The sequence below is a fragment of the Pseudoduganella sp. genome (assembly GCF_041914865.1).
GTDB lineage: Bacteria > Pseudomonadota > Gammaproteobacteria > Burkholderiales > Burkholderiaceae_D > Rugamonas.
In genome coordinates this window covers 1-9,707 of sequence record NZ_JAYSCO010000102.1, presented here as the reverse complement: position 1 = coordinate 9,707, position 9,707 = coordinate 1, and the positions used below count along the sequence as shown (strand labels likewise).

At 65.5% G+C, this 9,707-nt stretch carries 6 protein-coding genes and 3 tRNA genes; 7 read left to right on the top strand and 2 right to left on the bottom strand.

Annotated features, from left to right (window positions below; all coding sequences use genetic code 11):
* Positions 1 to 36: 36 nt before the first annotated feature.
* Positions 37 to 528, bottom strand: a complete 492-nt coding sequence (locus tag ACE3TQ_RS26425) for a chemotaxis protein CheW (RefSeq protein WP_374586665.1) — start codon at positions 526 to 528, stop codon at positions 37 to 39.
* Positions 529 to 672: 144 nt separating this feature from the next.
* On the opposite strand from ACE3TQ_RS26425, the gene ACE3TQ_RS26420 reads away from it, so the two are divergent.
* The 3 genes from ACE3TQ_RS26420 (at position 673) to ACE3TQ_RS26410 (ending at position 5,608) form a co-directional block, all read left to right on the top strand.
* Complete coding sequence (locus ACE3TQ_RS26420; RefSeq protein ID WP_374586663.1) at positions 673 to 2,250, top strand: DUF3369 domain-containing protein; 1,578 nt, start codon at positions 673 to 675, stop codon at positions 2,248 to 2,250.
* Between the two features lie 115 nt (positions 2,251 to 2,365).
* Complete coding sequence (locus tag ACE3TQ_RS26415; protein WP_374586661.1) at positions 2,366 to 4,018, top strand: tetratricopeptide repeat protein; 1,653 nt, start codon at positions 2,366 to 2,368, stop codon at positions 4,016 to 4,018.
* Between the two features lie 24 nt (positions 4,019 to 4,042).
* Complete coding sequence (locus tag ACE3TQ_RS26410) at positions 4,043 to 5,608, top strand: HDOD domain-containing protein (protein ID WP_374586659.1); 1,566 nt, start codon at positions 4,043 to 4,045, stop codon at positions 5,606 to 5,608.
* A gap of 91 nt (positions 5,609 to 5,699) precedes the next feature.
* Here the strand turns inward: ACE3TQ_RS26410 and ACE3TQ_RS26405 are convergent, their stop codons facing one another.
* Positions 5,700 to 9,011: an EAL domain-containing protein gene (locus ACE3TQ_RS26405; protein ID WP_374586657.1), complete on the bottom strand. Its 3,312-nt coding sequence runs from the start codon at positions 9,009 to 9,011 to the stop codon at positions 5,700 to 5,702.
* A 199-nt stretch (positions 9,012 to 9,210) separates the two neighbouring features.
* On the opposite strand from ACE3TQ_RS26405, the gene ACE3TQ_RS26400 reads away from it, so the two are divergent.
* The 4 genes from ACE3TQ_RS26400 to ACE3TQ_RS26385 form a co-directional block, all read left to right on the top strand.
* A tRNA-Tyr gene (locus ACE3TQ_RS26400) sits at positions 9,211 to 9,296 on the top strand.
* A 44-nt stretch (positions 9,297 to 9,340) separates the two neighbouring features.
* Positions 9,341 to 9,414: transfer RNA gene (locus ACE3TQ_RS26395), tRNA-Gly, on the top strand.
* A 22-nt stretch (positions 9,415 to 9,436) separates the two neighbouring features.
* Positions 9,437 to 9,511: transfer RNA gene (locus ACE3TQ_RS26390), tRNA-Thr, on the top strand.
* Between the two features lie 69 nt (positions 9,512 to 9,580).
* Positions 9,581 to 9,707: GTP-binding protein (locus ACE3TQ_RS26385; RefSeq protein ID WP_374583365.1), on the top strand; the 127-nt coding region annotated here is incomplete at its 3' end.

Genomic DNA, 9,707 nt, shown 5'->3' with positions numbered 1-9,707 from the left:
GATTTGTCCGATTGTCAGACCTGACCCCGAATTTTTTCAGGTGCCGGCGGTGAGGGTTTCGCTCAGGCCCATGTCGGGGCTGGACATCAGGCGGTAGATGTCGACCAGGATCAGCATGCGCTCGCCCACCGTGCCAAGGCCAATCATGTATTCGGAACTGAAGGCGGTGCCCATGTCGGGCGCGGGCTTGATCTGGTCCGGCGTCAGCGTCGTCACGTCGGATACCGAATCCACCACCATCCCGACCACGCGGCCATTGATGTTGAGGATGATTACCACCGTGAACTGGTCGTACACCGGCTCGCCCAGCTTGAATTTGATGCGCATGTCGACCACCGGGATGATGATGCCGCGCAGGTTGATCACGCCTTTGATGAACTCGGGGGCGTTGGCAATGCGGGTCACCGCTTCGTAACCGCGGATTTCCTGCACCTTCAGGATGTCGATGCCATATTCTTCGGCGCCCAGCTTGAATGCGAGGAATTCCTTTCCTTGGCTGGCGTCTTCTTGCGCAGTGCTCACTTGCATGATTTTTCCTTTAGCAAAGGTCGGTGTTGTCAAAGCGTATCAGAGTGCAAAGCGATTTACGAGTGGGCAAGTTTTAATTGCGACGTAAGTCAAATCTGATTATGCTGGATGTAAAGATTAGTCTATTTTAATCAAGGAGACTTCATGACGGACCCCCACGCCGTCGATGACAACTGGCTGCTGGAAGAAGACGAAGAAGACAAGCAACCATCATCGGCTGGCTCCCCTGAACAGCGCTTGTGGCGCGTGCTGATCGTGGATGATGACCAGGACGTGCACGCGGTCACCCGCCTGGCGCTACGCAATGTGAGCTTCAAGGGGCGCGAGCTGGAACTGTTTTCGGCCTATAGCGGCCGCGAGGCTTTTGAAATCCTGCGCGATACGCCTGATATCGCGCTGGTGCTGCTGGATGTTGTCATGGAAACCGACGATGCGGGCCTGCTGCTGGCGCGCCGCATCCGCGAAGAGCTGCACAACTCCATCGTGCGCGTGGTGCTGCGTACCGGCCAGCCGGGCCAGGCGCCGGAACAGCGCGTCATCATCGAATACGATATCAACGATTACAAGGCCAAGACCGAGCTGACCACGCAGAAGCTGTTCACTACGGTGATCTCGGCCCTGCGCGCGTATGAGAGCCTGAACATGCTGGAGCGTTCGCGCATCGGCCTGGGCAAGATCCTGGCCGGCGCGACCAACCTGTACCAGATCCATTCGCTGCGCGAATTCGCGTCCGGCGTGCTGAACCAGGTGTCGGCCATCCTCGACGTGGGCGCCGATGGCGTGCTGTGCCTGATGCAGGTCGATACTGGCGACACCACCGTGGTGGCGGCCACCGGCGGCTATGCGCCACTGGCCGAGAACGAGCAGATGCCGCCCGGCCACCCGCTGTGGCCGACCATCCGCAAGGCGTTTGAGGAGAAGAAGAGCCAGTTCGACCATCCGGCCAATGTGCTCTATATCCACACCCAGGAAAACCGCGACGTGCTAATTTCGGTCACGCCGCCGTGGCCGCTGGCCCAGATCCAGCGCGATTTGCTGGAAGTGTTCTGCGAGCGTATTGCCGCTGCGTTTGACAACCTGTACATGTTCGGCCAGCTGCGCAAGGCGCAGGAAGCGACCGTGGTGGCGCTGGCAGACCTGGCGGAATTCCGCGATGGCTGCACTGGCGGCCATGTGCGCCGGGTGCAGCAGCTGTCCTCCGCCATTGCCGCGCGCATGAAGGAGCGCGGCGTGTATGACGAGGAGCTGACGCCGCAGCTGATCGACATGATCGGCCTGGCGTCGATCCTGCACGATGTGGGCAAGGTGGCAACGCCGGACCATATCCTGCTCAAGCCGGGCGCGCATACCGAGGAGGAGCGGGCCTTGATGCAAACCCACGCCGCCGTCGGGCGCAGCGTGCTGGAACGGGCGGCCAATATGGTCGACGGTGTCAGCTACCTGACCTATGGCGCGGAGATTGCCGGCGGCCACCATGAGCATTGGGACGGCAACGGCTATCCGGGACACTTGAAAGGCAAGCAAATCCCGCTGTCGGCGCGCATCGTGGCGGTGGTCGATGTGTTCGACTCGCTGCTGCATGAGCGCCCCTACAAGGAGCCGTGGCCGTATCCGGAAGTGATGACCTATATCCGCGACCGTGCCGGCAGCCAGTTCGACCCCGAGGTGGTGACCGCCCTGATCGATGTGGTCGAGCGCAACCCGGGCCTGGGCCAAGGCTAGGCTAACCCGACTGTGGCAGCCGCGCCGCGCTGCCACGTCCATTCTCACGAAATCTCACGGCGCGTAGCGTGCAAGCGCTAAAATAAGGGCAGCCCTTGCCCTACCGCCGGAAGCCATGAATGAACTGAAGGGCCTGACAGCGCTGGTCATCGAGCCCAATCCCAGCATGCGCGCCAGCCTGCACAATATGCTGAGCCTGTGCGGGCTGGACCGCATCGAAGACGCAGCCAGCTCGAACCAGGCCATCCGTGCCCTGGAAGCCAAAACCTACGACCTGATCCTGTGCGAGTACGCGCTGGAAGGCGGCCAGGACGGCCAGCAGATGCTGGAAGACTTGCGCCATCACCGCCTGATCAATGCCGGCACCATGTTCTTCATGGTCACCGGCGAGGGCCAGTTCAGCAAGGTGGTCAGCGCCGCCGAGCTGATGCCCAACGATTACATCCTCAAGCCGTTTGCCGCCGATGCCATGCTGGAGCGCATCTGGCGCGCGCTGGACCGGCGCAACGCCCTGGTGCCGGTGCACCAGCTGGTCGACATGGGCGACCTGCGCGCCGCCATCGAGGCGTGCGCCGCGGGCGAGCTGGCGCAGCCGCGCTTTGCCTGCGACTTCAAGCGCCTGCGGGCGGAAATGCATATCCAGGCCGGCGAACCGGAGCTGGCGGAGCCGATCTACGCCGAACTGTGGGAGACGCGCCATATCCACTGGGCCCGGCTGGGCCAGGCCAAGACGCTGTACCTGCGCGGGCGCTACGACGAGGCGCGTACGATGCTGGAGGACCTGCTGGGCAAGAACAGCCGCTTCCTCGATGCCTACGACTGGCTGGCGCGCACCCATGAGGCGAACGGCGACCTGGCGGCGGCGCAGGCTGTGCTGAACAATGCGGTCGAGCTGTCGCCGCATGCCGTGCGGCGCCTGCGCCGGCTGGGCGAGGTGGCGCTGGAGGCGGGCGATGTCGAGGGCGCCGAGCGCGCCTTCAAGCAGGTGGTGAGCAAGACGCGCTATTCCGAGTTCCGCACGCCGGAAGACCACGCCAAGCTGGCGCAAACCCTGGTCAAGAAGGGCGACCCGGTGCAGGCGGCGGCCGTGATCCGCGACCTGGACAAGTCGCTGGCCGGCGCCCGCAATACCGATGTCTGCAGCGCCATCGCGTCGGCGGCGCTGCACGAATTCACCGGCAACACGGCGCGCATGAATGCCTCGCTCGACTACGCGGTGAACGGCGTGCGCGTGGCCAGCGGCCTGTCCAATGAAATGAAGATGGAGCTGGCGCGCACCTGCCTGGAAGCGGGCAAGCAGGAGCAGGCCACGGAAGTGATGCGCGACGTGATGCGCAATGCCGCCACGCCGGGCGCCATGGCGCGTGCCATGCGCATGATGGAGCAGAACGGCCACGCCGAACTGGCGCAGCGCCTGGCCGACGAAAGCCGCAACGAGGTCGGCGAAATGGTGGCGGCCGGTGCGGCGCTGGCCAAACGCGGCGACTTCCGCGGCGCGGTCGACCTGATGCTGGAGGCGGTGGCCAAGCTGCCGGACAATGCGCAGGTAGCCTTCAATGCGGCGGTGGCTATCCTCAAGTGCCTGGAGAACGAGGGTTGGGACGATGCCCTGGGCCGCCACGCGCTGGCGCTGGTGGGCACCGTGCGCCGCCTCGACCCGGCCAACAGCAAGCTGAATGCCTTGGCCGGCTTGCACCAGGATATATTGAAGAAATACAACATCCGTCCCGCCGCCCGGCGCGAAGCCGGTGTGCGCGTCGCGATCTGATAGCTGCTGGCGCTACAATGGGCCATGAGCTCCAGTCCCAACCCCGAAGACCGCCCAGTCCGCGCCTATTTGCTGAAGAAGCTTTGCAGTGACGATGAGGGCCTGTTTGCGCTTGGCGTCTCGATCGCGCGCGTGGTGCAGATGGCCGATTCCGACGACCAGGGCACGCAAAGCCTCGCTTACCACGTGCTGTCGGACGTGGCGCTGACCCAGAAAATCCTGCGCCTGGCCAATACCCCGCAGTACCGGCAAGCGTCGGGCGCGCCAGTGACCACGATTTCCCACGCGATTTCGCTGCTTGGTTTCGATAATGTGAAAACCACGGCGCTGGCCATGCTGCTGGTCGATACGCTGGCCAACAGCAAGCATGCGCAGAGCGTGCGGGTGGAGCTGGAGGCGGCCCTGTGCGCCAGCCTGGTGGGGCGCGAACTGGCGCGCTACAGCCCTTACCAGAAGGCGGAGGAGGCCGCCATCGGGGCGCTGTTCAAGAACCTGGGGCCATTGCTGATCGCCTCGCGCGAGCATGAGCGCTTCCGCGAAATCAATGCGCTGATGGCGGCCGGCCAGCATACCCAGGCGCAGGCCTCGCAGATGATCCTGGGCAGCACCTACGACACGCTGACGGCGGCCGTGCTGCGCGAATGGAAGATCCCGGACGTGATCGTGCGTTCGCTGGCGCCTTTGCCGGGCGGCACCCTGCGTCCGCCGCCCGACCGCGCGGAATGGATACGCCAGGTGGTGAGCTTCGGCATGGAGGCAGCGCGCGCGCTGACCCGCGCCGGCGGCGCCGGGGCGGACGATGTGCGCCTGCTGCACCAGCGCTTCGGCAATGCGCTGGGCCTGGAGCGCGAGCAGGTCACCAAGGTGCTGGCGGGCGCGCGCAGCAGCATGGATGCGCTGCTCAACAGCATGCAGCTGGATGGCGCCGCCGGCGGCGTGGCCAGTACGCCGGGCGATCCGTATGCGGAAGCGGAGGCGACGGCCGGCAATGGTTCGGCGGGCACCTTGCCAAGCGTGCTGGCGCTGGCCAGCCTGGACGCGGGCACCAAGGAGGGCGCTTATCCGAGCGGCAAGCCATACGATGCGCGCGAGCAGTTGCTGGCGGGGGTGCAGGAGCTGACTGAAATGCGGGTGCAGGGCAAGGCGCGCGTCAACGAGCTGATCCAGCAGGTGCTGGAAACTCTGTACCGCAGCATGGGTTTCCGCTTTGCGACGGTGTGCTTGAAGGATACCAAGGCGGGGCAGTTCCGGGCCCGCATCGCGCTGGGCGATAAGGTGGCGCAGCGGCAGGAGCGGTTTGTGTTCCCGCTGCAGGGGAAGGATTTGTTCCACCTGGCGCTGGATAACGATGCGGACCTGATGATTGCGGATGCGAGCGCGGCCAAGATCCGCGATCTGCTGCCGCAGTGGCACCTGGAACTGCTGCCGGATACGCGCAGCTTTATCGTACTGCCGCTGGTGGTGCAGGGGGTGCAGCTGGGCTTGTTCTATGCGGACCGGGCGCAGCCGGCGCCGGAGGGGGTGCCGCCGGATGAGACTTCACTGATCCGGGCCTTGAAGGCGCAGGTGCTGGCGGCACTGTCGCCGTAAAACCCGGTAAACCGGGTCTGACCCAAGGGGCAGACCCTGTCTGTGCGAAGGCTGCGGGTGTTGGTTGTGCGCTGTTGATCTTCGACGAAAGTCAAAGGCCTTGACCCAACCCCGCGGCGGCGGCATCAACGGGGTCTGACCCTTGGGTCAGACCCAGGTTTCCCGGGTTCAGCAGGTTCTCAAACTCCCCCACCGGCATCGGCCGCGCAAACAGGTAGCCCTGCGCCTCATTGCAATGCTTGCTGCGCAGGAAGTCGAGCTGCGCCTCCGTCTCCACGCCCTCCGCCACCACCCCCAGCCCCAGCGCATGCGCCAGCCCGATGGTGGCGGTGACGATCACCGCATCGTTCGGATCAGTCTCGATATCCTTCACAAACGCGCGATCGATCTTGATCCGGTCGATCTCAAACAGTTTCAGGTAGCTGAGCGAGGAATAGCCGGTACCGAAATCGTCGATCGCCACGGTGAAGCCGCGCGCCCGCAGCTCGCGCAGCAGGTTGCGGCTGCGTTCCGGATCCTGCATCGCTGCCGACTCGGTAATCTCCAGCTCCAGCAGGGCCGGATCGACGCCGCTGTCGGCCAGCAGCCGGTCCAGCAGCGGCAGCAGGGCGCCGCCATGGCACTGGCGCGCCGACAGGTTGACCGCCAGCCGCAGCTGGCCCTGCCAGCGCTGCAGCAGGGCCACCGCCTGCTGCAAGACCCACTCGCCCAGCGGCAGGATCAGCCCCGACTCTTCCGCGATCGGGATAAAGCGGTCCGGCCCCACCATGCCCAGTTCCGGATGGTGCCAGCGCAGCAGCAGCTCGGCGCCGATCACGCGCCGGCTGGCCAGGTCTACCTGCGGCTGCAGGTAGAGTTCGAACTGCTGCAGCTCGAGCGCCTGCCACAGGCGGTTTTCCATCATCAAGCGCTCGTGCGTCGCGGCATTCATGGCCGCCTCGAAGAACTGGAAGTTGCCGCGCCCGTGGCTCTTGGCGGCGTACATCGCGGTGTCGGCATGCTTGAGCAGGGTGGCGCTGTCCGTCCCATCCTGCGGGAACATGGCGACGCCAACGCTGGTGCCGGTGTGGATGGTCTTGCCGTCCAGCTGGAACGGCTCGGCCAGCGCATGCACGATGCGCATGGCGATATGGGTGGCGTCGGCCGGCGACACGCTGCCGGAGGTGACCACGATGAACTCGTCGCCGCCCAGGCGCGCAATGGTGTCGACTTCGCGCAGCAGCTCGCGCAGGCGGTCGGCCACCGCCACCAGCAGCTGGTCGCCGGTGGCGTGGCCGTGGGTGTCGTTGATTTTCTTGAAGTGGTCGAGGTCGAGGAACATCACCGCTGCCGCGCCCTGCAGGCGGCGCGTCTGCGCCAGCAGCTGGTCCAGGCGCAGGTTGAGTGAGAGGCGGTTGTCCAGCCCGGTCAGCGGGTCGTGGTGGGCCAGGCGGTAGATGCGCTCCTGGGCGCGCTGCTGCTCGGTCAGGTCGTGCAGGATGGCGACGAAGATATTGCCGTCCGGGAGTTCGACTTCGCTGACCGAGATCGCGATCGGCAGGATGCTGCCGTCGGCGCGGCGGCCGCTCGATTCGTGTTCATGGGTGGCGCCGCTGGCGATATTGCGCAGCAGGCGGGCGGCGCTGTCGCTTTCCGCTTCCGGCAGCAGGGTGGCCAGCGGCACGCCGGCCAGGGCGTCCGGCGCATAGCCGAACAGGCGGCTGGCGGCGGCGTTGGCCGACACCAGCAAGCCGTCGCCGCCGATGGTCAGGATGGCGTCGGCCGCCTTGTCGAGGATGGCTTGCAGGCGCGCTTCGCGCTCGCGCAGGCGCGCCGTGCTTTCCTTGACCTGCTGCTGGATCTGGGCACGTTCGCCGCTGGTCAGCAGCATCAGCGCGCCCAGCAGGCCGGTCAGCAGCAGGCCGGCGCTCAGCACCAGCCAGCTTTGCCAGCCGTGCTGGTGCGCCATGTAGGCGGGCGAGGGCGCCAGCACCAGTTCGTACTCGCGGCCGCCGAAGCTGAGCTTGCGCCAGTAATCGTCGCCGGTCGGTGTGCGCGTCAGCTGGTCCACCAGCGTGGTCGGGCCGGGCTGGCTGCGGTCCACCAGGCGCGCCTGCAGGTGCGGGAAGTCGCTGCCGCTCAGTGCGCCATGCACATAGGAATCGATCTGCATGGCCAGCATCAGCATGCCGGCGGCCGGCTGGCCATCGCCCGGGTCGACCGCCTGCAGCAGCACCACGCCGCTGCCTTCGCCCGGCTGCGACAGCAGCACCGGGGCGCTGGCCACGGGGCGGCCGCTGGCCAAAGCGGCGCGCACCGCCTGCGCGCGCACCGGTTCCGCCAGCCAGTCCAGGCCCAGGTAGTGGCGGCGCGCGGCCGGCTCGATGAACAGGGTCACCATGTGTTCGCCGGGCGGCAGCGTGGCGTGCGCGTGCGGCAGGTGGCTGTGCGTGTGCTCCGGCCGGCTGGTGGGGGCGATGATGCGGAAATCCGGCCCCAGCGTGTCGCGCGCCCACGCATCGAAGGCGGGCCGCTCGGTGGCGCTGACCGGGCGCAGCCAGGCCATCGACAGCAGCTCCGGCCGCTGGTCCAGGTAGCCGTGCGCGATCTTGTCGAAACCGGCGGCCGACATCACGCGGCCATAGCGGTTGATGGCGCGCGCCATGGCCAGCACATAGCGTTCATGCTCGGAAAAACGGGCCTGCAGCAGATCGCCCACCTGCTGCGCCTTGAGGCGGAAGCCCTCCAGGTGCTGGCGCGTTTCCCAGCGCGCCACCAGCACGTAGAGCAGCACGCACAGCGTCACCAGCAGTAGCTGCGGTACGCCGACCAGCATGCGGCGCCGTTGCCACAGGCCGCGCGGCTGGCCAAACAGCACCCAGCACAGCGGCGCGGCCAGCAGCACGCCAATGGCGTCGCCGATCCACCAGGTCAGCCAGCTGGTCAGCCAGTCCTGGCGCGCAATGGCGCCGGCGGCCACCCCGGCCGCGTTCGACAGCGTGCTGCTGGTGAGCGTGACGCACACGGCCAGCAGCAGGAAGCGCAGCACATCGCGCCCGGCACCGATCTCGGGGCGGATGGCGCGGCGGAAGTACAGCATGCCCAGCCAGGCTTGCAGCGCCGAGGCGATGCCGGCGGCGACGGCGGCCAAGCCCTGCGCCAGCGGCGGCAGCGTGAGCGGGTTGGGCGCGCCGGGCAGCGGCAGGAAATTGATCAGGATGGCGCCGGCCGCAATGCCCGGCAGCAGGCGCGGCCCGTAGGTGACGACTGCCGCCAGGCCGATGCCGGCTGGCAGGAAGAGGGGGCTGGCATAACCGGGCGCCAGCGACAGGTGGAGGCAGAAGCGTCCCACCACGGCGTACACCGCCAGCAGCAGGAGGTTGGCGGCCAGCGTACGCGGCCAGCCGGGGGCGGGTTTGATCACGGAAAGAGCGCTCCGGAGTGCGGGATAAGTTGACCGATTCTAAATCAAAATGTGCAACGCAAAAACAACACTTGCATTTTTGCAGGACTAGCCCTTACAATCTCGCCCCGAAGCGCACGGTCATGCAGCGTTTGCGAAATAAGCAAATAACGGTATTGACAGTGTTGAGAAGTTGCTTCATACTCTGCGGTTCCTTCGCGGAGGGGTGGCCGAGTGGTTAAAGGCAGCAGACTGTAAATCTGCCCTCTTATGAGTACACTGGTTCGAATCCAGTCCCCTCCACCAAATGCAGGAAGCTGAGTGAAGTAGTCGAAAGAAGTCGGAACCTCGCGGGTGTAGCTCAATGGTAGAGCTGAAGCCTTCCAAGCTTAAGACGAGGGTTCGATTCCCTTCACCCGCTCCAGTATTTACATGGTCAACATGCTGCCCTTGTAGCTCAGTGGTAGAGCACTCCCTTGGTAAGGGAGAGGCCACGTGTTCAATCCACGTCAAGGGCACCAGAATTCCAGAAGTACCAATCTGACAGTCGGGCGCGTGCCCAGCATACTTAACATTGTTAGGAGTCTAAAATGGCAAAAGAAAAGTTCGAGCGGACTAAGCCGCACGTGAACGTTGGCACCATCGGTCACGTTGACCATGGTAAGACCACCCTGACCGCTGCAATCGCAACCGTTCTGTCGAAGAAGTTCGGCGGCG

Excerpts from the sequence above, each read along its gene's own strand:
- ACE3TQ_RS26410 (WP_374586659.1), top strand. The coding sequence starts at position 4,043 with ATGAGCTCCAGTCCCAACCCCGAAGACCGCCCAGTCCGCGCCTATTTG.
- ACE3TQ_RS26415 (WP_374586661.1), top strand. The coding sequence starts at position 2,366 with ATGAATGAACTGAAGGGCCTGACAGCGCTGGTCATCGAGCCCAATCCC.
- ACE3TQ_RS26425 (WP_374586665.1), bottom strand. The coding sequence starts at position 528 with ATGCAAGTGAGCACTGCGCAAGAAGACGCCAGCCAAGGAAAGGAATTC.
- ACE3TQ_RS26420 (WP_374586663.1), top strand. The coding sequence starts at position 673 with ATGACGGACCCCCACGCCGTCGATGACAACTGGCTGCTGGAAGAAGAC.